Annotated in this window: 18 protein-coding genes; 11 read left to right on the top strand and 7 right to left on the bottom strand. The window is 68.6% G+C overall.

Annotated elements, in window-relative coordinates; translation table 11 throughout:
• The first annotated feature begins 10 nt into the window (after positions 1-10).
• Positions 11-1,348: an MATE family efflux transporter gene (locus ACGFR9_RS22635; protein WP_393211497.1), complete on the top strand. Its 1,338-nt coding sequence runs from the start codon at positions 11-13 to the stop codon at positions 1,346-1,348.
• An 82-nt stretch (positions 1,349-1,430) separates the two neighbouring features.
• Here ACGFR9_RS22635 and rplI read toward each other — a convergent pair whose 3' ends face one another.
• From rplI to rpsF, 4 genes are all read right to left on the bottom strand, one after another.
• Positions 1,431-1,877, bottom strand: a complete 447-nt coding sequence (rplI, locus tag ACGFR9_RS22630; RefSeq protein ID WP_393211494.1) for a 50S ribosomal protein L9 — start codon at positions 1,875-1,877, stop codon at positions 1,431-1,433.
• A gap of 18 nt (positions 1,878-1,895) precedes the next feature.
• Positions 1,896-2,132, bottom strand: a complete 237-nt coding sequence (gene rpsR / locus ACGFR9_RS22625) for a 30S ribosomal protein S18 (RefSeq protein ID WP_003949403.1) — start codon at positions 2,130-2,132, stop codon at positions 1,896-1,898.
• Positions 2,133-2,175: 43 nt separating this feature from the next.
• On the bottom strand, positions 2,176-2,769 hold the full coding sequence (locus ACGFR9_RS22620) for a single-stranded DNA-binding protein (RefSeq protein ID WP_393211491.1): 594 nt from the start codon (positions 2,767-2,769) through the stop codon (positions 2,176-2,178).
• 76 nt (positions 2,770-2,845) lie between these two features.
• On the bottom strand, positions 2,846-3,136 hold the full coding sequence (rpsF, locus tag ACGFR9_RS22615; RefSeq protein WP_030215468.1) for a 30S ribosomal protein S6: 291 nt from the start codon (positions 3,134-3,136) through the stop codon (positions 2,846-2,848).
• A gap of 318 nt (positions 3,137-3,454) precedes the next feature.
• On the opposite strand from rpsF, the gene ACGFR9_RS22610 reads away from it, so the two are divergent.
• From ACGFR9_RS22610 to ACGFR9_RS22600, 3 genes are all read left to right on the top strand, one after another.
• Positions 3,455-3,763 (top strand): hypothetical protein, encoded by a 309-nt coding sequence (locus ACGFR9_RS22610; RefSeq protein WP_393211488.1) that lies wholly within the window; start codon positions 3,455-3,457, stop codon positions 3,761-3,763.
• 169 nt (positions 3,764-3,932) lie between these two features.
• Complete coding sequence (locus ACGFR9_RS22605) at positions 3,933-5,054, top strand: lipid II:glycine glycyltransferase FemX (protein WP_393211485.1); 1,122 nt, start codon at positions 3,933-3,935, stop codon at positions 5,052-5,054.
• Positions 5,055-5,137: 83 nt separating this feature from the next.
• Entirely contained in the window at positions 5,138-6,169 is a 1,032-nt protein-coding gene (locus ACGFR9_RS22600; RefSeq protein ID WP_393211482.1) for an alanine racemase, read from the top strand.
• Between the two features lie 92 nt (positions 6,170-6,261).
• Here ACGFR9_RS22600 and ACGFR9_RS22595 read toward each other — a convergent pair whose 3' ends face one another.
• Both ACGFR9_RS22595 and ACGFR9_RS22590 read right to left on the bottom strand, forming a co-directional pair.
• Positions 6,262-7,770, bottom strand: coding sequence for a glycosyltransferase family 87 protein (locus ACGFR9_RS22595; RefSeq protein WP_393211819.1), 1,509 nt, complete (start codon positions 7,768-7,770; stop codon positions 6,262-6,264).
• A gap of 98 nt (positions 7,771-7,868) precedes the next feature.
• Positions 7,869-10,484: a transglycosylase domain-containing protein gene (locus ACGFR9_RS22590; RefSeq protein WP_393211479.1), complete on the bottom strand. Its 2,616-nt coding sequence runs from the start codon at positions 10,482-10,484 to the stop codon at positions 7,869-7,871.
• A 397-nt stretch (positions 10,485-10,881) separates the two neighbouring features.
• Here ACGFR9_RS22590 and ACGFR9_RS22585 point away from each other — a divergent pair, with 397 nt between their 5' ends.
• The 4 genes from ACGFR9_RS22585 (at position 10,882) to ACGFR9_RS22570 (ending at position 14,633) form a co-directional block, all read left to right on the top strand.
• Complete coding sequence (locus ACGFR9_RS22585; protein WP_393211476.1) at positions 10,882-11,565, top strand: PadR family transcriptional regulator; 684 nt, start codon at positions 10,882-10,884, stop codon at positions 11,563-11,565.
• A gap of 44 nt (positions 11,566-11,609) precedes the next feature.
• Complete coding sequence (locus tag ACGFR9_RS22580; protein ID WP_311643690.1) at positions 11,610-12,692, top strand: inositol-3-phosphate synthase; 1,083 nt, start codon at positions 11,610-11,612, stop codon at positions 12,690-12,692.
• A 76-nt stretch (positions 12,693-12,768) separates the two neighbouring features.
• Positions 12,769-14,031, top strand: a complete 1,263-nt coding sequence (locus tag ACGFR9_RS22575) for an MFS transporter (protein ID WP_393211473.1) — start codon at positions 12,769-12,771, stop codon at positions 14,029-14,031.
• Between the two features lie 122 nt (positions 14,032-14,153).
• Positions 14,154-14,633 carry a hypothetical protein gene (locus ACGFR9_RS22570; RefSeq protein ID WP_393211470.1) on the top strand — a complete coding sequence of 160 codons (480 nt, stop codon included), beginning with the start codon at positions 14,154-14,156 and terminating at the stop codon, positions 14,631-14,633.
• 96 nt (positions 14,634-14,729) lie between these two features.
• On the opposite strand, the gene ACGFR9_RS22565 is transcribed toward ACGFR9_RS22570, so the two are convergent.
• Positions 14,730-16,193 carry a CCA tRNA nucleotidyltransferase gene (locus ACGFR9_RS22565; RefSeq protein WP_393211467.1) on the bottom strand — a complete coding sequence of 488 codons (1,464 nt, stop codon included), beginning with the start codon at positions 16,191-16,193 and terminating at the stop codon, positions 14,730-14,732.
• 198 nt (positions 16,194-16,391) lie between these two features.
• On the opposite strand from ACGFR9_RS22565, the gene ACGFR9_RS22560 reads away from it, so the two are divergent.
• The 3 genes from ACGFR9_RS22560 (at position 16,392) to ACGFR9_RS22550 (ending at position 22,995) form a co-directional block, all read left to right on the top strand.
• Positions 16,392-18,797 (top strand): DUF6049 family protein, encoded by a 2,406-nt coding sequence (locus ACGFR9_RS22560; RefSeq protein WP_393211464.1) that lies wholly within the window; start codon positions 16,392-16,394, stop codon positions 18,795-18,797.
• A gap of 43 nt (positions 18,798-18,840) precedes the next feature.
• Positions 18,841-21,132: a murein biosynthesis integral membrane protein MurJ gene (murJ, locus tag ACGFR9_RS22555; protein WP_393211461.1), complete on the top strand. Its 2,292-nt coding sequence runs from the start codon at positions 18,841-18,843 to the stop codon at positions 21,130-21,132.
• 141 nt (positions 21,133-21,273) lie between these two features.
• Positions 21,274-22,995, top strand: a complete 1,722-nt coding sequence (locus tag ACGFR9_RS22550; RefSeq protein ID WP_393211458.1) for a protein kinase family protein — start codon at positions 21,274-21,276, stop codon at positions 22,993-22,995.
• The last annotated feature ends 24 nt before the right edge of the window (positions 22,996-23,019 follow it).

Here is a 23,019-nt window from a genome sequence, read left to right as displayed (position 1 = left end):
ATTGGTGCACATGACACAGGCCCCCGCGCGGCCCGGAGCCGCGAGACGGCGGCATGACCGCGAGATCGTCATGCTGGCAGTCCCCGCCTTCGGCGCACTCGTCGCCGAGCCACTCTTCGTCATGGCCGACAGCGCCATCGTCGGCCATCTGGGCACGGCACAACTGGCCGGTCTCGGCATCGCGTCGGCCCTCCTGATGACCGCCGTGAGCGTCTTCGTGTTCCTGGCCTACGCCACCACGGCCGCCGTCGCCCGGCGGGTCGGAGCCGGCGATCTCCCGTCGGCCATCCGGCAGGGCATGGACGGAATCTGGCTGGCGCTTCTGCTCGGCGGAACCGTCATGGCCGTCGTCCTTCCCACGGCACCCGCCCTCGTGGACCTCTTCGGCGCCTCCGACACAGCGGCCCCCTACGCGATCACCTACTTGCGGATCTCCACGCTCGGCATACCCGCCATGCTTGTCGTGCTCGCCGCGACCGGTGTCCTCCGCGGACTGCAGAACACCAGGACGCCGCTCTACGTCGCCATCGCCGGCTTCGTCGCCAACGGTGTGCTCAATGTGGCACTGGTCTACGGCGCCGGCTTCGGGATCGCCGGTTCCGCGTGGGGCACCGTCATCGCCCAGTGCGGCATGGCCGCGGTCTATCTGGTCGTGGTGCTGCGTGGGGCGCGCAGACACGGGGCGTCGCTGCGCCCGGACGCCGCCGGGATCAGGGCCTCGGCCCAGGCCGGCGTTCCCCTGCTGGTCCGCACCCTCTCGCTCCGGGCGATCCTGATGATCGCGACGGCCGTCGCCGCCCGTCTCGGCGACTCCGACATCGCGGCCCACCAGATCATCCTCTCCCTGTGGAGCCTGCTCGCCTTCGCCCTGGACGCCATTGCCATCGCCGGGCAGGCCATCATCGGACGCTATCTGGGCGCCGGCGACGCACAGGGCGCCCGTGAGGCGTGCCGCCGGATGGTCGAGTGGGGTGTCGCGGTCGGTGTCGTCCTCGGTGGGCTGGTGGTGCTCGCCCGGCCGGTGTTCCTCCCCCTGTTCACCAGCGACGCCACGGTCACGGACGCGGCACTGCCAGCGCTGGTGCTGGTGGCGCTGTCGCAGCCGATCTGCGGCATCGTCTTCGTCCTGGACGGGGTGCTGATGGGTGCCGGTGACGGGCCGTACCTGGCCTGGGCGATGCTGCTGACTCTCGCGGTGTTCACTCCCGTCGCCCTCCTGGTACCTGCCTTCGGGGGCGGACTCACCGCACTGTGGGCCACGATGACGCTCATGATGACCGTACGCATGCTGACCCTGTGGCTCCGTACCCGCTCCGGCCACTGGATCGTCACGGGCGCCGCCCGTTGACCGTTTCACGTGAAACACAGCAATGGGGGCCTCACCCCGAAGGGTGCGGCCCCCATGCTCACTGCTTCCGTGCACGCGGCATTCAGCCGGCGACAACCTCGATGCTGACCTTGGCGGCCACCTCGGGGTGCAGACGCACGGACGTCTCGTGGCCGCCCAGCGTCTTGATCGGCGAGCCCATCTCGATGCGGCGCTTGTCGACCTCGGGGCCACCGGCAGCCTTGATCGCGGAGGCGATGTCAGCCGGCGTGACGGAACCGAAGAGACGACCGGCGTCGCCCGAGCGGACGGCCAGGCGGACCTTGACGCCCTCGAGCTGCGCCTTCACCTGGTTGGCCTGCTCGATGGTCTGGATCTCGTGGATCTTGCGCGCACGACGGATCTGCGCGACGTCCTTCTCGCCACCCTTGGTCCAGCGGATCGCGAGCTTCCGCGGAACCAGGTAGTTGCGAGCGTAACCGTCCTTGACGTCGACGACGTCACCCGCGGCACCGAGGCCGGAGACCTCGTGGGTGAGGATGATCTTCATGAGTCGGTCACCCTTCCCTTATCGCGCGGTGGAGGTGTAGGGGAGCAGCGCCATCTCACGGCTGTTCTTGACTGCCGTGGCGACGTCACGCTGGTGCTGCGTGCAGTTGCCGGTCACGCGGCGGGCACGGATCTTGCCGCGGTCGGAAATGAACTTCCGCAGCATGTTCGTGTCCTTGTAGTCCACGTACGTGACCTTGTCCTTGCAGAATGCGCAGACCTTCTTCTTAGGCTTGCGCACAGGCGGCTTCGCCATGATGTTTCTCCTGTGTGATCAAGAAGTGTGGGTACGGCCCGCCCTAGAAGGGGGGCTCGTCCGAGTAGCCGCCGCCGCTGTTGCCGCCGGAGCCACCGCCCCAGCCGCCACCACCCTGGCCGCCCTGCTGGCCGCCGGCGGGAGCGCCGGTCGCCCACGGGTCGTCGGCGGGAGCGCCGCCGCCCTGCTGGCCGCCACCGGGGCCGCCGCCCCAGCCGCCGCCACCCTGGCCGCCCTGCTGGCCGCCGCCGTAACCTCCCTGGCCACCGCGGCCGGTGGTCTTGGTGACCTTGGCCGTGGCGTTGCGCAGGCTGGCGCCGACTTCCTCGACGTCCAGCTCGTAGACCGTGCGCTTGACGCCCTCACGGTCCTCGTAGGACCGCTGCTTCAGCCGGCCCTGCACAATGACGCGCATGCCTCGCTGGAGCGACTCGGCGACGTTCTCCGCCGCCTGACGCCAGACCGAGCAGGTCAGGAACAGGCTCTCGCCGTCCTTCCACTCGTTGGTCTGACGGTCGAAGGTGCGGGGAGTCGACGCGACACGGAACTTCGCGACGGCCGCACCGGACGGGGTGAAGCGCAGCTCGGGGTCGTCGACAAGATTGCCGACGACCGTGATGACGGTCTCGCCTGCCATGGGGAACCTCTCGGCGGGTTTGCTGCTGGCTGCTTGTGCTGCTACTCGAGTCCCGGGATCAGCTGAGCGGAAGAGCTCAGTGAGTCTCGGGGCGGAGGACCTTGGTCCGGAGGACCGACTCGTTCAGGTTCATCTGGCGGTCGAGCTCCTTGACGACCGCAGGCTCGGCCTGCAGGTCGATGACCGAGTAGATGCCCTCGGGCTTCTTCTTGATCTCGTACGAGAGACGACGACGGCCCCAGGTGTCGATCTTCTCAACCTTTCCGCCGCCGTCACGGACGACAGAAAGGAAGTTCTCGATCAGTGGGGAGACAGCGCGCTCCTCGACATCGGGGTCGAGGATGACCATCACCTCGTAGTGACGCATGTGGAACCCACCTCCTTTGGACTCAGCGGCCACGGTCGTTCCGTGGCAGGAGGGTCGTGATGCGTTGTGCAACGACGTCTGTCAGTTAAACAGCCGCCACTGACAATCGAAGCCGGGCGGCGGTTTCCCACACCGGCCGGGACGGACCGTGGCCCTTCCCCGACCTGTGGCTGGCTCTGTCCGGACAGACACCGGTGCAGACGGTACAGAGTACCCGCACAGCCCCTTGCGGTTGAAATCCGGCTGTGGGGACAGTCAATCTGTACACATCGGGTGTGTATGGCGCTACGATCCGACGCCCTTCGCAGGAGGTGCCCCATGGCACAGGCATTGCGACCCAACACCGCCGGAGGCCTTTTCGCCACGGACGGCAAGTCCCACCCACTACAGGACACCCTCCTCGCGGTGACCCTGGTGCTGGGCATCACGGCCTTCGTCACGGCGATGTTCCACCATCTGCACCTGCTCAGCTCCTGGACAGGGCTGGTGGGCATCGTCACCGGTGCGTACGGCCAGTGGATCTCGGTGACGACCCGCGAGCGCTTCGGTCTGATCGTGGGCCTCGGTGCCGCGGCGGTGGGGTTCTTCCTGGGCATGGCGCACGGGGGCCTCTTCGGCGGGCTCTGACCGACGCCGGACTCCCCCTTTCCGAACATCGTCGACCGCCCCGGTCGGCGCAGGGCCGGGGCGAAGGTCCCGTGTGCCCAACCGGGGCGCCCCCACGGCGCAGTAGGCTTCGCGCGAGAGCCGGAGCCCCTGACCCCATGGGGACACACCAGCCCGAGGAGCGCCCCGAATGAGCCTGACCCTGAGGACCATCAGCCGAGAGCAGCATCTGGCCTACATCCAGAGCCTGCCGTCGGCGAGTCACATGCAGGTCCCGGCCTGGGCTGACGTCAAGGCGGAATGGCGCTCGGAGAACCTCGGCTGGTTCGACGACCGGACCGGTGAGATGGTCGGCGCCGGTCTCGTCCTCTACCGGCAGCTGCCCAAGATCAAGCGCTACCTGGCCTATCTGCCCGAGGGCCCGGTCATCAACTGGTTCGCGCCGAATCTGCAGGAGTGGATCGAGCCGATGCTCGCCCATCTGAAGCAGCAGGGCGCGTTCTCGGTGAAGATGGGGCCGCCGGTGATCATCCGGCGCTGGGAGGCCGCGACCATCAAGAGGGGCATCCAGGACCAGGACGTCAAGCGTCTGCGCGACCTGGAGGCCGACTTCATCGAGCCTCGCGCCTTCGAGGTCGCCGACAAGCTGCGCCGCATGGGCTGGCAGCAGGGTGAGGACGGCGGTGCCGGCTTCGGCGACGTCCAGCCTCGCTACGTCTACCAGGTCCCGCTGGCCAACCGCGCCCTGGAAGAGGTGCACAGGAACTTCAACCAGCTCTGGCGCCGCAACATCAAGAAGGCGGAGAAGGCCGGCGTCGAGGTCGTCCAGGGCGGTTACGAGGATCTGGCCGAGTGGCAGCGGCTGTACGAGATCACGGCGGTGCGCGACCACTTCCGGCCCCGCCCGCTGTCGTACTTCCAGCGCATGTGGTCGGCCCTCAACACCGAGGACCCCAACCGCATGCGGCTGTACTTCGCCCGGCACAACGGCGTGAACCTGTCCGCGGCGACGATGCTGATCGTCGGCGGGCACGTCTGGTACTCCTACGGCGCGTCGGACAACATCGGCCGGGAGGTCCGGCCCTCGAACGCGATGCAGTGGCGGATGCTGCGCGACGCCTACGCGCTCGGCGCCACCGTCTACGACCTGCGTGGCATCTCCGACTCGCTGGACGAGACCGACCACCTCTTCGGTCTGATCCAGTTCAAGGTGGGCACCGGCGGCCAGGCCGCCGAGTACCTCGGCGAGTGGGACTTCCCGCTGAACAAACTGCTCCACAAGGCGCTCGACCTCTACATGTCGCGCCGCTGACCGCTGCTTCGCCGCTCCGGCGACTCCGTTCGCTCCCATACCTTTGATACACCGCAGCCACGAGAAAGGTTCCAGGTCCGGCCATGGCGCTCACGCTCTACGTCGACACCGCGCGCTGGCGGGCGCATCACAAGCACGTGCAGGAGCAGTTTCCGGGACTGGTCCCGGTCTGCAAGGGCAACGGCTACGGCTTCGGCCACGAGCGCCTCGCCGAGGAGGCGACCCGGCTGGGCTCGGACGTCCTCGCGGTCGGCACGACGTACGAGGCCGCCCGGATCAAGGACTGGTTCGGCGGTGACCTGCTGGTGCTGACGCCCTACCGGCGCGGCGAGGAGCCGGTGCCACTGCCCGACCGGGTCATCCGCTCGGTTTCGTCGGTCGACGGTGTGTACGGCCTGGTCGGCGCCCGGGTGGTCATCGAGGTGATGTCCTCGATGAAGCGGCACGGCATCAGCGAGCAGGACCTGCCCCAACTGCACTCCGCGATAGAGAACGTCCGGCTGGAGGGCTTCGCCATCCACCTGCCGTTGGACCGCACCGACGGCTCGGACGCCGTCGAGGAGGTCATCGGCTGGATGGACCGTCTGCGGGCGGCCCGTCTCCCACTGCACACGATGTTCGTGAGCCACCTCAAGGCCGACGACCTCGCCCGGCTGCAGCAGCAGTTCCCGCAGACCCGGTTCCGGGCCCGGATCGGCACCCGGCTCTGGCTGGGCGACCACGAGGCGACCGAGTACCGGGGCGCGGTGCTGGACGTCACCCGTGTCGCCAAGGGGGACCGCTTCGGTTACCGGCAGCAGAAGGCCGCCTCCGACGGCTATCTGGTGGTCGTCGCGGGCGGCACGTCGCACGGTGTGGGCCTGGAGGCCCCGAAGGCCCTGCACGGGGTCATGCCGCGCGCCAAGGGGGTTGCCCGCGCCGGCCTCGCCACGGTCAACCGGAACCTCTCGCCGTTCGTCTGGGGCGGCAAGCAGCGTTGGTTCGCCGAGCCGCCGCACATGCAGGTGTCGATCCTCTTCGTGCCCTCGGACGCGCCCGAGCCACAGGTGGGCGAGGAACTGGTGGCACATCTCCGGCACACCACCACGCAGTTCGACCGCATCGTCGAACGCTGACGGATCGTCGACGCCGACGGAAAAGGCCGTACACGGGAGAACCGTGTACGGCCTTCGACGTGCAGGGCGGCGCGCCTCTCAGCTGCGTTCGCTCAGAGCGAACCACCGGTGGTGCCCGTCCTGCCCCATTGGACCGTCGGCCCCTCGAAGTGGGCCGCGTGCTGCGCCGGACGGGCCGCAGGCCCGAGCACGAACATGTCCTCGGCCCTGTCCAGCACCCCGCCCGAGGGGTCGTCGTCGCCGGACCTGCGTACCGGGTCCCGTTCCGGCATCAGAATGTCCCGCAGGACCATGACACACAGGTAGAGCGTCCCCAGCAGATGCACGCCGATGGCCCAGTGATAGCCGTCGGTGGGCAGTCCCTTGTGGGCGTCCCCGCCGGTCGTGTACGCGAGGTGCATCCAGATGGCCAGGAAGTACACCACCTCGCAGGCCTGCCAGACGAGGAAGTCCCGCCACTTGGGGCGGGCGAGGACCGCCAGCGGCACCAGCCACAGGACGTACTGCGGCGAGTAGACCTTGTTGGTGAGGATGAACGCGGCGACGATCAGGAAGGCGAGCTGGGCGAAGCGCGGTCGGCGGGGAGCCATGAGGGCGAGGGCCGCGACACCCACGCAGCACAGCAGCACCAGCGACGAGGCGAGGGTGTTGACCGTTTGGGTACTCAGCGGGTCGTCCGAGTTCTGCGCCAGGATCAGCCAGAAGGATCCGAAGTCCACGGGTCGCTCCCGGCTGAACGCGTAGAACTTCGACCAGCCGTCGAACGCGAAGAGCATGACGGGCCCGTTGACGACGAACCAGGCGACGGCCGCGCCGCCGAGGGCCGTGCCGTACTCCCGCCAACGTCCCGCGCGCCAGCACAGCGCCAGCAGCGGCACGAGCAGCAGCCCGGGGTAGAACTTGGCGGCCGTGGCGAGCCCGAGGAGCACGCCGAAGGCCAGGGGACGCTCCCGCGACCACATCAGCATCGCGGCGGCCGTCAGGGCGACCGCCAGCAGGTCCCAGTTGATGGTCGCGGTCAGCGCGAAGGCCGGCGCCAGCGCGACCAGCAGGCCGTCCCACGGCCGCCGCGCGTGCGTCCGGGTCACACAGACGGCGATGACGGCCACGCATGCCATGAGCATCCCGGCATTGGTCATCCAGTACCACCGCTCCTGGTCCTGGATGCTGCCGCTGCCGGGGGTGAGCCAGGCGGCGACCTCCATGAACAGGCCGGTCAGCACGGGGTACTCGAGGTACTCCATGTCCCCGGGAAGCCTGTCGAAGTACGGCACCAGTCCGTCGACGAAGCCTCGCCCCTGGTAGAGGTGCGGGATGTCCGAGTAACACGCGTGCGTGTACTGGGACGTGGCGCCGAAGAACCAGCCACCGTTGTAGCAGGGCGCCTTCTGCACCAGGCCGAGGGCGAACATCCCGATCGCCACGAGCGCGATCACCCGCACCGGGGTCCACCAGGACTTCCCGGTCAGAGCACGTCGCCCGAGCGGGCCGCCGATCAGCTCACTGCCGGCCGCGGCGACCCGGTCCTCCTCGGTCGGACGCACCGGATCCGGCTCGTGGACGCTCGCTTGCGTCGATTCTCCACTGGGCATGCCGCACATCCTGCCGTACATGGCTGGGGAAATGCCGAGGGCCGCCGCACCCGCGGGTGCGGCGGCCCGTGTTTCACGTGAAACACCCAATCCGGGCGATACGGCGGCTAACCGAAGATGCCCCCGTTGTTTCCGTTCCCTCTGCTGGTCCCTGGGTCACCGCTCTCGGTGGGATCGGGGGAGCTGGTCGCCCCTCCGTCCGTACCGCCGGCGTCCGTACCGCCGGCGTCCGAGCCACCCGTGTCGTCCTCGTCGTCATCGCACCTGAAGTCGAGCGGCCGGCACGTGCTGGTCTCCGTGGGCGGAGCCGGGATGGTCTCGGTCTCCGTGGGCGACGGAGGTGCCGAAGGAGTCTCCTCCTTCTCTTCCTCGGTCTCCGTGGCGGTCGGAGTGGGGGACGGTGCGCCGATCCCGTCCGCGATCTCGCCGATCTTCTCGGCCTCGGGGAATCCGGGGTCGTCCTGGCCCTTCAGCGCGGCCTTCATGTACTCGGTCCAGATCTCCGTCGGAATGTCACCACCGTGAATGGAGTCCTTGCCCGCCGTGCCGTTCATGGAGAGCAGCTTGTGGCTCTTGGGGTCCTCACGGAACATCGCGACCGAGGTCGACAACTGCTGGGTGTAGCCGACCCACCAGGCGGACTTGTTCTCGTCCGTCGTACCCGTCTTGCCGGCGGCCTTACGCCCCAGGTCCTTGGCGTGGTAGCCGGTACCGTTCTCGATCACGTTCTCGAGGGTGGCGGTGACGTTGTGTGCGACGTTCTCCGGCATTCCCAGCTTGACCCGCGGCTTCTCGAAGCCGGGCAGCTCCGAACCCTTGTGCTTGACGGCGGTCACCGAGTACGGGTCGGCCTGCTTGCCGGATGCCGCGAACGTCGCGTAGGCGTCGGCCATGCGGATGGCGCTGGGGGTCGACGTACCCAGGGCGAACGACGCGTTGAGGCCTGCGAGGCTGTCCTTGAGGATGCCGGACTTCTCGGCGACGCTCGCCACGTTCTTCATCCCCACGTCCATGCCGAGCTGCACGAAGGGTGTGTTGACGGACTGCTCCATCGCCTTGCGCAGGGTGATGTAACCCCACGGGTAGTCGCTCTCGTTCTCCTGGAAGAAGGGCGTGTTGTCCTTCTTGAGGACGTAGGAGCCGTCGTTGTTCCTGATCTTCAGATGGTCGTCACCGTTGTACTTGCTCTGCGGTGAGACACCTTCACCATTGGTCTTGTACGTGCCGTGTTCCATCGCGGCGGCCAGCACGAACGGCTTCCAGGTCGAACCGACGGGGATACCCGAGGTGTCCGCGTTGTTGTTGAAGTGGCCGTTCTCGAAACCGGCACCGCCGTAGAGGGCCACGATCGCACCGTCGTTGGGCTTCACCGACGCCGCGCCGAACTGGACGTGCTTGTCCAGCTCGCGCTTGGGGTCGATGTTCTCCCTCTCGACCTTCTTGACGGCCTTGGCCAGAGCGTCGACCTTGCTCTTCTCGAAGGTCGTGTAGATCTGGTAGCCGCCCTGGTCGAACTGCGCCTCGCTGATGTCGGAGTTCTTCAGCACATAGCGCTTCGCCGTGTCGACGAGATAGCTGACCTGGCCGGTCATGCCCTTGGTCGCCTTACGGCCCTGGGGCTCGGGGTACTTCTTGATCGCTTCCTGGTACTTGGCGTCCGAGAGGTGCTCGTCCGCGTGCATCTGCTCCAGGATCCAGCCCCAGCGCTCCTCGGACCGCTCACGGTTCTCCTCAGGGGTGGCGGTGGAGTCGAGGTTCTGGTTGCCGGCGGGGTCGTAGTACGTCGGACCCTTGAGCAGCGCGGCCAGGAAGGCGCACTCGCTGGGCGAGAGCTTGACCGCGTCCTTGCCGTAGTACGTCTGGGCGGCGGCCTGGATGCCGTAGGCGCCACGGCCGTAGTACGAGGTGTTCAGGTAGCCCTGGAGGATGTCCTGCTTGGAGAGCTTGGTGCCCACCTTGATCGAGATGAACATCTCCTTGAACTTCCGGGAGACCGTCTGATCCTGGGTCAGGTAGGTGTTCTTCACGAACTGCTGGGTGATCGTCGAACCACCCTGCGTGTCCCCGCCCGTGGCCATGTTCCCCAGCGCCCGGGCGATACCCATGGGGTCGATGCCCGAGTCGTCGTAGAAGCTCTTGTTCTCGGCCGAGATCACCGCCCACTGCATGGCTTCGGGGATCCGGTCGATCGTGACGTTCTGACGGTTCTGGCCGCTGCCGGTGGCGACCATCTGGGTCCCGTCTTCCCAGTAGTAGACGTTGTTCTCGGACCGCGCCAGAGCGTTCTCCTCGCTGGGCACGCTCACCATGGCGTACCCGATCCCCGCCACCGCGACCAGGCTGCCGAAGAACCCGATGCACAGCCCGGAGACGAGCTTCCAGGACGGCGTCCAGCGGCGCCAGCCGTCCTTGCCATAGCGCGGATAGTCGATGATCCGCTTTCTGTCGGGAGGGGCTGCGCGCCCCCCGCCCCGGCCGGGGCCCGCGGCGCCGGCCCGGCGTCCCCCGCCTCTCTGTACCGCGCGGCGCGCCTCGGCACGGCTGCCGTACGTACGGTCCTCGCCCCCTGAACCGCGGGATTCCGACCCATGGGAATCGGACGCAGACCCGGTGGCGCCTCGCGGTGCCGCGCGGCGGCCGGAGGACGAACCGGACTGGCCGCGTCGGGCCGCGGCACGTCCGCCTCCCTGCGGCTGCGGCGGTTTGCGACGGTGCTCGCTCATCGAACGACTACTCCTCGGGCAGGCGCACCCTTGCGCGCCTGGAAACGGCGGCTGGTTTCCGGTCCCCCCGAAGTACGGATGCGGCGCTTCCCGCATTCACCCGTACTGCACCAGGGACCATGACGTCCCCCAGACGTCACTCGGTTCCCGGTGGTGTGCATGGCGCACAGACTACGCACCGCCAAAACCCGCCGAGCACAGAAGTTCAGCTCAAATCAGGCAACTTGCTCACGATGAGGCGGTGATGTGATCCCGTTCACTCTTCCCCCTCTTGTCGCACACGGAAGGCCGTTCTATCGTCGTGATGTATCGAGTCGATACATCAGCTCGGCATAAGGGCGGCGACGAGCCGCACATGAGGCCGTCACGGCACGACCGCGGAGGAGAGGAGGCGACGATGAGCCGGCGTTCCGGGATCCTCGAGTTCGCCGTACTCGGCCTGCTCCGCGAATCCCCGATGCACGGCTATGAGCTGCGCAAGCGACTCAATACGTCACTGGGTGTGTTCCGTGCGTTCAGCTACGGGACGCTCTACCCCTGCCTCAAGACGCTGCTGGCCAGCGGCTGGTTGATCGAGGAACCGGGGAACACCAGCGAGGACGCCCTCGCCGCTCCGCTCACGGGGCGCCGCGCCAAGATCGTCTACCGGTTGACGGCGGAGGGTAAGGACCACTTCGAGCAGCTGCTCTCCCAGACGGGCCCGGACGCGTACGAGGACGAGACCTTCGCCGCCCGGTTCGCCTTCTTCGGGCAGACGTCGCGTGACGTGCGTATGCGCGTGCTCGAGGGTCGCCGCAGCCGGCTGGAGGAGCGCCTCGAGAAGATGCGCGCCTCCCTGGTCCGGACCCGGGAGCGCCTCGACGACTACACGCTCGAGCTCCAGCGCCACGGAATGGAGTCCGTGGAGCGCGAAGTGCGCTGGCTGAACGAGCTCATCGAGAGCGAGCGGGCCGGGCGGGACCTGAAGGGGCCCGCTCTCGGGGGGACCGCTCAGCAGGACACCACATCTGGAGCGTCGGGCGATCTGCCCCGGCCGGGGGGCGACCCCCGGCCGGATTCGCCCGACGACACCGCCACGTGAGACCCGTCGAAGGGCCTCACTCGTACACACAGGGAGCAACCGGAATGGGTTCGGTTCGCGTAGCCATCGTCGGCGTAGGCAACTGCGCCGCGTCGCTGGTGCAGGGCGTCGAGTACTACAAGGACGCCGACCCGGCGTCCAAGGTCCCGGGCCTGATGCACGTCCAGTTCGGCGACTACCACGTCCGCGATGTCGAGTTCGTCGCCGCCTTCGACGTCGACGCCAAGAAGGTCGGCCTGGATCTCGCTGACGCCATCGGCGCCTCCGAGAACAACACCATCAAGATCTGCGACGTGCCGAACAGCGGCGTCCAGGTCCAGCGCGGCCACACCCTCGACGGTCTCGGCAAGTACTACCGGGAGACCATCGAGGAGTCCGCCGAGGCCCCGGTCGACGTCGTCAAGGTCCTCAAGGACAAGCAGGTCGACGTCCTCGTCTGCTACCTGCCCGTCGGGTCCGATGACGCGGCGAAGTTCTACGCCCAGTGCGCCATCGACGCCAAGGTCGCCTTCGTCAACGCCCTCCCGGTCTTCATCGCCGGTACCAAGGAGTGGGCGGACAAGTTCACCGAGGCGGGCGTCCCGATCGTCGGTGACGACATCAAGTCCCAGGTCGGCGCGACCATCACGCACCGCGTCATGGCGAAGCTGTTCGAGGACCGGGGCGTCGTCCTGGACCGCACGATGCAGCTGAACGTCGGCGGCAACATGGACTTCAAGAACATGCTCGAGCGCGACCGCCTCGAGTCCAAGAAGATCTCCAAGACGCAGGCCGTCACCTCCCAGATCCCCGACCGGGACCTCGGCGAGAAAAACGTCCACATCGGCCCGTCCGACTACGTGGCCTGGCTGGACGACCGCAAGTGGGCCTACGTCCGCCTGGAGGGCCGTGCGTTCGGCGACGTCCCGCTGAACCTGGAGTACAAGCTCGAGGTCTGGGACTCCCCGAACTCCGCCGGTGTCATCATCGACGCCCTGCGCGCCGCGAAGATCGCCAAGGACCGGGGCATCGGTGGCCCGATCCTGTCGGCATCCTCGTACTTCATGAAGTCCCCGCCGGTGCAGTACTTCGACGACGAGGCCCGTGCGAACGTCGAGAAGTTCATCCAGGGTCAGGTCGAGCGCTAAGACCTCCCCTTGTGGGCAGTTGGGGTCTCCGGGTCGTACGACCCGGAGACCCTCTTCCTATGTGAGGCTGTGCCCCATGGCCGTCGTCCGTGACCTGCGCGTTCTGCTGCGCCTTCAGGGCTTCAGACGCCTGCTCGCCGTCCGGCTGCTCTCCCAGGGCGCCGACGGTGTCTTCCAGGTCGCGCTCGCCTCCTACGTGGTCTTCTCCCCCGAGAAGCAGACGTCGGCCACGTCGATCGCCTCCGCGATGGCGGTCCTGCTCCTCCCGTACTCCGTGGTCGGCCCGTTCGCCGGGGTCCTCCTGGACCGCTGGCGCCGCCGTCAGGTCTTCCTGTACGGCAATCTGCTGCGTGCCCTGATGGCCTCGGTGACCGCTCTGCTGATCCTCGGCCGGGTGCCCGACTGGCTCCTCTTCGCCGCGGCCCTGTGCGTCACCGGCGTCAACCGCTTCGTTCTCGCCGGGCTGTCCGCCGCACTGCCGCGCGTGGTGGACACCGAGCGACTGGTCGTCGCGAACTCCCTGTCCCCGACAGCCGGCACACTCGCCGCGACCGCGGGCGGCGGTCTCGCCTTCGTCGTCCGTCTGGTTCTCGCCGACTCCGACGCGGCCGTGGTGCTCGTGGGCGCCGCGCTGTATCTGTGCGCGGCCGTGGCATCCCTACGGATGGCGAAGGAACTGCTCGGCCCCGACCGCGCCTTGGTACGTCCCCGGCTGGCCACGGCACTCCATGGAACCGCTCGCGACCTGGCGGCGGGCGTACGGCACCTTGCCACGCCCCGGCGCAGGGAGGCCGCGTGGGCGCTGACGGCAATGTCGCTCATGCGGTTCTGCTACGGCGCGATGCTCGTCATGCTGCTGATGCTCTGCCGGTACTCCCTGACGTCGACCACCGACGAGGGACTCGCCCTGCTGGGGCTGGCGTTGGGTGTGTCCGGTGCCGGCTTCTTCGCCGCGGCCGTACTCACCCCCTGGACCGCGGGACGGCTCGGTCCCGGCCGCTGGATCGTGGTGTGCGCTGCGGCGGCGGCCCTGCTGGAGCCGGCGTTCGGTCTGCCCTTCGCCTCCGGCCCTTTGCTGGCCGGGGCGTTCGTCCTGGGCCTGACCACCCAGGGCGCGAAGATCGCCACGGACACCATCGTCCAGGCCGCTGTGGACGACGACTTCCGCGGCCGCATCTTCTCCCTGTACGACGTCCTGTTCAACGTGGCCTTCGTCAGCGCCGCGGGAGTGGCCGCCCTGATGCTCCCGCCGGACGGCCGATCAGTCCCGCTGGTGGTAACAATCGCCGTTATATACGGAGCAGTAGCTACGGCTATGGCCCGTTTTGAGCGCCAGTAAGTGTCACATCAACGCCACAGAGCTTTATTGGGCTACTGAGTTGTCAGTGCGGGCCGGTAGCTTACGTGCGTCTTATCAACACGGCTTTCGCGCCACGCACCCATGTTCTAGGGGGATCCCAAGTGACCACTCCGCCGCCCCAGGGCAATCCGTTCGCCCAGGGCCAGCAGCAGCCCTACGGCCAGCCCCAGGGCGGCTTCCCGCAGCAGGCGGGCCAGCCCGGATTCCCCCCGCCCGGTGCCCCCGTTCCGCCGCCGCAGCAGGGCCGCAAGCTCAGCTTCAAGACGATCAAGAACATCGTCATCGTCCTGATCGTCGCCGGCGTGGCCATCGGCGGCTGGATCGCCAGCAAGGACGACGCCAACACCGCCGCCGTCGGCGACTGCATGCACCGTGGCAGCACGGACGACAACGACCCGGACCTCGAGGTCGTCGACTGCGGTGACGCGAAGGCGCAGTACACCGTGCTCGCCAAGATCGAGGGCAACCACTCCGGGCTCACGGCTCAGAGCAAGTGCGAGGCCGAGGCCAAGGACTTCCAGTACGTGTACACGGAGACCAACGGCAGCAAGAGCTTCCTTCTCTGCCTGAAGGACAAGTAGGACAGACGTGGGGGGCCATGTTTCACGTGAAACACCACCCCTCACGCCTCGTCGCGGGGCCATGTTTCACGTGAAACATGGCCCCGTTCCGCGTCCTCAGCGCTGGCCCGCCCACCACTCCTTGAGGGCCGCCACCGCCGCGTCGTACCCCATCGGGCCGTTCTCCAGCCGGAGCTCCAGCAGATGCTTGTACGCCTGCCCCACGGCAGGCCCCGGCTTGACCCCGAGGATCTCCATGATCTGGTTGCCGTCGAGGTCCGGACGGATGGCGTCCAGCTCCTCCTGCTCCTGGAGCTGCGCGATGCGATCCTCCAGGCCGTCGTACGCACGGGAGAGCGCCGCGGCCTTGCGCCGGTTGCGGGTGGTGCAGTCCGAACGGGTCAGCTTGTGGAGCCGGCCGAGAAGCGGTCCGGCGTCACGGACATAGCGGCGGACCGCCGAGTCCGTCCACTCTCCCGTGCCGTAGCCGTGGAAGCGCAGATGCAGCTCGACGAGACGGGAAACGTCCTTCACCAGCTCGTTGGAGTACTTGAGCGCCGTCATGCGCTTCTTCGTCATCTTCGCCCCGACCATTTCATGGTGGTGGAACGAGACCCGGCCGTCCTTCTCGAAGCGGCGCGTACGCGGCTTGCCGATGTCGTGCAGCAAGGCGGCCAGGCGGAGGGTCAGATCGGGGCCGTCCTCCTCCAGGGCCATCGCCTGCTCCACGACGATCAGCGTGTGGTCGTAGACGTCCTTGTGCCGGTGGTGCTCGTCCCGCTCCAGATGCAGGGCCGGCAGCTCGGGCAGCACATACTCGGCGATGCCGGTGTCCACGAGCAGCGAGAGGCCCTTGCGCGGGTGCGAGGAGAGGATCAGCTTGTTCAGCTCGTCCCGCACGCGCTCGGCGGAGACGATCTCGATACGCCCCGCCATCTCCTTCATCGCCGTGACGACCTCGGGTGCCACCTCGAAGTCGAGCTGGGCGGCGAAACGGGCGGCCCGCATCATCCGCAGCGGATCGTCCGAGAAGGACTCCTCGGGCGTGCCCGGGGTGCGCAGCGCCCTGGCGGCCAGATCGGCGCGGCCACCGTGGGGGTCGATGAACCGCTTCTCCGGGAGCGCCACGGCCATGGCGTTCACCGTGAAGTCGCGGCGGACCAGATCCTCCTCGATGGAGTCGCCGTACGACACCTCCGGCTTGCGGGAGGTGCGGTCGTACGCCTCGGAGCGATAGGTGGTCACCTCGATCTGGAAGCTCCGGGCGGTGTCCCCGACACGGGCCTCCTTCTGTGCGCCGACTGTGCCGAAGGCGATCCCGACGTCCCAGACGGCGTCCGCCCAGGGGCGGATGATCTTCAGTACGTCCTGCGGGCGGGCGTCGGTCGTGAAGTCCAGATCATTGCCGAGGCGGCCGAGCAGCGCGTCCCGCACCGAGCCGCCCACCAGGGCCAGTGAGAACCCGGCCTCCTGGAATCGGCGGGCGAGGTCGTCGGCGACAGGGGCGACTCGCAGCAGTTCACTCACGGCGCGGTCCTGCGCCTGGCTCAGGGCACTGGTCTCTTCGTTGGCGTTCGGCACAACAGAAGAGAGTACGTGGCCCGAACGGCGGGCAGCGCCCTCATTACCGCACGCGGACACCCCCGCCGATACACGGACAAGGCCCGCCTCCCCTGATCTTGGAGACCGGTCCGCGGCACTTCCTCCCAGCGGGCATCGTTACCATGCGTGGACGCACATTCCGACGACCACTGACGAAGACGAGGGACGGGCGAGCGCGTGGCCGAACCGGCAGACTTCCAGGGGACGACTCCCTCACCTGCCCGCCGCCGGCTGCGGCGCACGGGAGCCCTGCTCGCCGGAGCACCGCTGCTGGCCGGGCTCGTCCAGCTGAGCGCCGCTTCCCCTGCGGACGCCGCGGGGGCGGAGGTGTCGCAGGCCGCCTCCGAGACGGGCTCGGTCGCCGTCTCGGTCGACACCCTCACTCCCGGCGCTCCCACCGACGGCGACACCGTCACCGTGTCCGGAACGGTGACCAACAAGGGCAAGCAGGCCGTCACCGACGCCCACGTGGGGCTGAGCGTGGGGCCGCTGCTGAACACCCGCTCCGGCATCGACAGCGTCGCCCGGAACAGCACCGACATACAGAGCGCCGTCGGCGCGGACGCCGGCGACAAGTACACCGAGAAGTTCGACAAGCTCACCCCGGGCATCTCACAGCCCTTCACCCTCTCGGTCCCGGTGAACAAGCTGGATCTCGGACAGGACGGCGTCTACGAGCTGGCCGTGGTGCTCTCCGGGCAGACCTCCGCCCAGCCGTGGGAGCAGCCCCTCGGTGTCCAGCGGACGTTCCTGCCGTGGAAGCCCGACGAGGCGGACACGAAGACGAAGACGACGTTCATGTGGCCGCTGATCTCCACCGTCCACATGACGGCGGAGACGGGCTCGGACGAACAGCAGACACCGCTCTTCCACGACGACGATCTCGCCGAGGAGATCTCCCCGGGCGGCCGGCTGGACCGGATGGTGGCACTCGGCAAGGGTCTCGACGTCACCTGGGTGATCGACCCGGACCTGCTGGCGTCCGTCGAGGCGATGACCGACCGTTACCAGGTGACCGGCGAGGGTGACCAGACCGTCGTCGGCGGCCATCAGGAGGTCGCCAAGCGCTGGCTCACCGAGGTGCAGCAGGCCGTGGCGGACAAGGAGGTCGTCGCGCTGCCGTTCGGAGACCCCGACCTGGCCTCCCTCGCCCACAACGGCACGTCCGTCACCGGTTCGCTGAGCCACCTCAAGGAGGCCACCGACGTCGCCTCCAGGACCGTGGAGCCGATCCTCCACGTCGAGTCCACCACGGACTTCGTCTGGCCGGTCGACGGCGCCGTCGACCCGTCGATCGTCAAGGTCGCCACATCCGCCGGGGCCGACAAGGTGATCGCCCGCAGCGACACCTTCGAGGAGACTGGCGGCCTGTCGTACACGCCCTCCGCGGCACGGCCCATCGGCGGCGGCACCACGGCCGTTGTCGCGGACGCGCGGCTGTCCAAGGCGTTCCAGGGAGACATGACCAAGGCTTCCGGCTCCACGCTCGCGGTGCAGCGGTTCCTGGCCCAGAGCCTGACCCTCGGCCTGCAGACGGGGAAGCAGCGCAGCGTCGTCGTCGCGCCGCAGCGCACCCCGTCGGCGAGCCAGGCCCAGACGATGGCCGAGGCCCTGACGGCCCTCCAGGACGGCACCTGGTCCGAGGCTCAGGACCTCACCTCCGCCGCCAAGGCCCAGCCGGACCCCGCCGCCACCACCAAGGTCCCCGCGGCCTCCTCCTACCCCTCGTCCCTGCGCAAGCACGAGCTGCCGCGGGCGACGTTCGAGCAGATCGGACGGACCCAGTCGAAACTCGACAGGTTCCAGGTGATCCTCTCCGACCCGTCCCGGGTGGTGACACCATTCGGACGCGCACTGAACCGGGGGATGTCCGTGTCGTGGCGGGGCCGCCAGTCGGAGGCCGCGATCTACCGGAGCGGCGTCGAGGCCTACCTCGACACGCTCACCGGCCAGGTCAGGCTGATCGACAAGTCGGAGACGAAGCTCTCCGGCCGCAGTGCCACCATCCCCGTGACGGTCCAGAACAACCTGGTGCAGGGCGTCGAGCACCTGACGCTCCGGCTCACCTCGACCAACCCGACCCGTCTCGAGATCGACGGGGACGCCTACGAGGAGCAGCCCGTCACGGTCTCCGGGGGGCACAGCCAGTCGGTGAAGTTCACCACGTCCGCCAACGCCAACGGACGGGCGACGGTGGTCGCCCAGCTGTACACGCAGGACGGCGAGAGGTACGGCGAGCCGGTCACGTTCGATGTGAAGGTCACCGAGATCACCGCCACGGTGATGCTGGTCATCGGCGGCGGCGTGCTGTTGCTCGTCCTCGCCGGCTTCCGGATGTACACCCAGCGCAAGCGGGCGGCTGCCCGCGAGGCGGAAGAGCGGGACGAGGACACCGGCGAGAACGATGCGGACGCCGCGGACGCCGACGCCCCGCAGAACCCGGAAGCCTCCGAGGAGCGTCTCCCCGAGGAGTCCGTGGCGGACCCCCGGGCGGACGGCCCGGAGCAGCCGAGTGACCCGGCACCGGACACCGCACCGGAAAGCGCAGACCCGTCCGGCACGGGTGAGAGAGTGGACCGTTGAGGATGTCGTGGCCGTGGGCCCGGATCGATGAGGTGGGGTAACCATGAACGCGCCGTACGACGGTGACCGCGGCCATGCCGCGGGCAACTCGGGCCACCCCGAGTCGGACCCGCCCGCGGGTCCGCCGCCCGGGCACGACCAGGTGCCGCAGCCATCCGCCGACATGTACGTGCAGGACGCCTACGACCCCGATCCCTACCGCGCACAGGACCTCGCCGCCCAGGACCCGGTCACCGAGGCGCTCTACGACCGCGCTGCCCACCCGCCGCCGCCTCCGGGCACCTACCCGCCCCCGCAGCCGCTGTACGGGCAGCCGCCGCAGTCGCCGTACGCCCCCGACCCACGCGTGTGGGCCCCGACGCCGGCCCCCGAACCCGACGGCCCGACCCAGTACCTGCCGTACGGCGACGACCCGCGCACCACACAGTTCGTGGGCGTGGACGACCTGGTCGGACAGGCCGGCGACCGGCGTCAGGAGCCGGACGCCTTCGCCCATCTGTTCCGCGATCAGCAGCAGAGCGGCGCCTTCCCCGACCAGCAGCAGGGCCTCGGGCACCCGGCCCCCGCGTCGGTGAGCGGCGGGCAGCCCTACGCGCCGGTGCCGGGGCCGGCGTCCTCGACACCCGGCCACTACGCGGGCGCCACTCCGCCTCCCGTCGCCGAGGCGCCCGCACCCGAACCGGCTGCCGCCGCCCCGAAGAAGGGCGGCCGGGCGGGGGGACTGCTGAAGTCGAGCGCCGTGATGGCGGCGGGCACGATGGTGTCCCGCCTCACGGGGTTCATCCGCTCCGCGATGATCGTCTCGGCGCTCGGTCTCGCCCTGCTGGGCGAATCGTTCCAGATCGCCTACCAGTTGCCGACGATGATCTACATCCTCACCGTCGGCGGTGGCCTCAACTCGGTCTTCGTGCCACAGCTCGTGCGGTCGATGAAGGACGACGAGGACGGGGGTGAGGCTTACGCCAACCGTCTGCTGACCCTGGTGATGGTGGCCCTGGCCGCGCTCACGGCACTCGCGTGGCTGGCCGCACCGCTGCTGGTGCGCGCCCTGTCCGTCTCGGTCGCCGACGACCCCGCGGCGAACGACGTCGCCGTCACCTTCACCCGCTTCTTCCTGCCCTCGATCTTCTTCATGGGTGTTCACGTGGTGATGGGCCAGATCCTCAACGCGCGCGGCCGGTTCGGCGCGATGATGTGGACCCCGGTCCTGAACAACATCGTCATCATCGTCACGCTCGGCACCTTCATCTGGGTCTACGGCACCGCCGCGGACTCGAAGATGAAGGTCACGAACATCCCGCCGGAGGGGCTGCGGCTGCTCGGCATCGGCGTCCTGCTCGGACTCGTGGTCCAGGCGCTGGCGATGGTTCCGTACCTGCGCGAGACCGGATTCCGCATCCGCCCGCGCTTCGACTGGAAGGGCCACGGCCTCGGCAAGGCGGCCATGCTCGCCAAGTGGACCATCCTGTTCGTCCTCGCCAACCAGGCGGGCGCTCTGGTGGTCACCCAGCTGGCCACGGCGTCGGTCAAGGGCACGAACATCGCCGGCACGGGCTTCAGCGCCTACTCCAACGCCCAGCTGATCTGGGGCCTGCCGCAGGCCATCATCACCGTCTCCCTGATGGCGGCCCTGCTGCCCCGCATCTCGCGCTCGGCAGCCGAGGCGGACGGCGGCGCGGTCCGTGACGACATCTCCCAGGGGCTGCGCACCACGGCCGTGGCGATCGTGCCGATCGCCTTCGGCTTCCTCTCGCTCGGCATCCCGATGTGCACGCTGATCTTCGGTTCCTCGGGTACCGGTGCCTCCACCAACATGGGCTACATGCTGATGGCCTTCGGCCTCGGCCTCATCCCCTACTCCGTGCAGTACGTCGTCCTGCGCGCCTTCTACGCGTACGAGGACACCCGAACCCCCTTCTACAACACGGTCATCGTGGCCACGGGCAACGCGGTCGCCTCGGGGATCTGCTACCTCGTGCTTCCGGCCCGCTGGGCCGTGGTGGGCATGGCCGCCTCGTACGGCCTGTCCTACATGATCGGCGTGGGGGTCGCGTGGCGCCGGCTGCGCAACCGGCTGGGCGGGGACCTGGACGGCGCCCGGGTACTGCGAACCTACGCCCGACTGTGCATCGCCTCCGTTCCCGCCGCGCTGCTCAGCGGCGCGGCCTGCTACGGCATCGTGCAGACGCTCGGTCAGGGCATCCTGGGCTCGTTCGCGGCGCTGTTGGCCGGTGGGGCCGTACTGTTCGGAGTCTTCTTCGTGGCCGCCCGCCGGATGCGGATCGAGGAAGTCAACTCGTTGGTCGGTATGGTGCGCGGACGCCTTGGACGCTGAAGCACGGGGTAGGCGCACAACCATCGTCTGCCATCGTGTGTCGTGCATAGCGGCGGACTGTGGGCACAATTGGTCTCGGCGTCGAACGGCGCGCGACGGAAGCCGGCCGACGCGCATGGGATGGGGAGGCAGGGAACGACGGTGGCCGAACGGAGCACAGCTGCCGTCGACGTGGCAGACAACAGCGGCGAGCAGCCGCTGACCGCACAGGCGGACCAGTCCACGGCCGACGGGGTGGCCCAGAACCGGGAGCGGGACACGGACAGCGACGAGGCACAGGAGAACATCGGGGCCGACGGCCCCGCGAAGACCTCGCCACCCGAATTGCACAGCGGTGACAAGCTCGCCAGGCGTTACCGCCTCGAGGAGTGCGTCACCCGTCTGGACGGGTTCAGCAGTTGGCGTGCCGTGGACGAGAAACTCCGCCGCGCCGTAGGCGTGCACATCCTGCCCGCGGACCACGTGCGTGCCCGGTCCGTCCTGGCCGCGGCACGCTCCTCCGCCCTGCTGGGCGATCCGCGGTTCGTCCAGGTCCTGGACGCCGTCGAGGAGAACGACGTCGTCTACGTCGTGCACGAGTGGCTCCCCGACGCCACCGAACTGACCGCGCTTCTCGCGGCCGGCCCTCTGGAGGTGTACGACGCCTACCAGATGGTCAGTCAGATCTCCGCCGCCATGGCCGCGGCCCACCGCGAAGGCCTCGCCCATCTCCGCCTGAACCCCAACGCCGTCCTGCGCACCTCCACCGGCCAGTGGCGCATCCGTGGCCTCGCGGTGAACGCCGCGCTGCGCGGCATCAGCTCCGACAGCCCGCAGCGCACCGACACCGAGTCCATCGGTGCCCTGCTGTACGCGGCGCTCACCCAGCGCTGGCCGTACGAGAGCGACGCCTACGGCATGTCGGGGCTGCCGAAGGACATCGGGCTGATCCCGCCCGACCAGGTACGTGCCGGTGTCCACCGCGGTCTGTCCGAGCTCGCCATGCGCGCGCTCGTCAACGACGGTGCCACGGCTTCGCGTCACGAGTCGGCGTGCACCACGCCCGAGGAACTGGTGAAGGCGATCGGCGAGATGCCCCGCATCCGTCCGCCGGAGCCCGCGTTCACCACTCCTCCGGAGTACCAGCGCACGACGTACCAGCAGGGCACCTACGGCCGCCCGGCACCGCACCCCGGTGTCACGCAGCCGGTGCCGGCTCCGCCTCCTCCGCTACAGAGCCGTACGGGCAAGGCGCTGAAGTGGGCCGTCTCGGCCCTGCTGATCGCCGCGCTGGGCCTGGGTAGCTGGCAGCTCGCGGACGCCCTCCTGGAGCAGGACAAGCAGTCCGACGACACCAACCAGACCCAGACGACGGACACGGACGACAAGAACGACGACAAGCCCAAGCCACTCAAGCCGATCGGCATCGAGGGGGCACAGGAGTACGTGGCCGGGGGCGACGCCCAGCACCCGAACGATGTGGGCCTGACGTACGACGACAGCACCACGACGGGCTGGCGGACCAACAGCTACACCGACGGCCCGAAGATAGTGATCAAACCCGGAGTCGGCATCGTCTACGACCTCGGCTCCGAGCAGGAGGTGTCGGCCGCGACGCTCTCCCTGCGCTACGGCGGCGATCACACCACCGTCAAGCTGTACGCCACCGATTCACTGGGCTCGTCCACACCGTTGAGCTCGATGAAGCAGCTGGGTGAGACGACGACGAGCAACACGTCCGCGAAGGTGACGGTCGACAAGCCGGTGAAGAGCCGCTACGTGCTGGTGTGGCTGACAGCGATGCCGTACTCCGGCCAGGATTCCGTCAACTACAGCCAGCCCGGCTACAAGCAGGCCATCACCGACGTCAAGATCCTCGGCTGACAGCGCGCGGCATCCCAGGGGAGG

The organism is Streptomyces sp. NPDC048584, assembly GCF_043199595.1.
Lineage (GTDB): Bacteria > Actinomycetota > Actinomycetes > Streptomycetales > Streptomycetaceae > Streptomyces > Streptomyces edwardsiae.
This window is presented reverse-complemented; position numbering and strand designations above follow the sequence as displayed.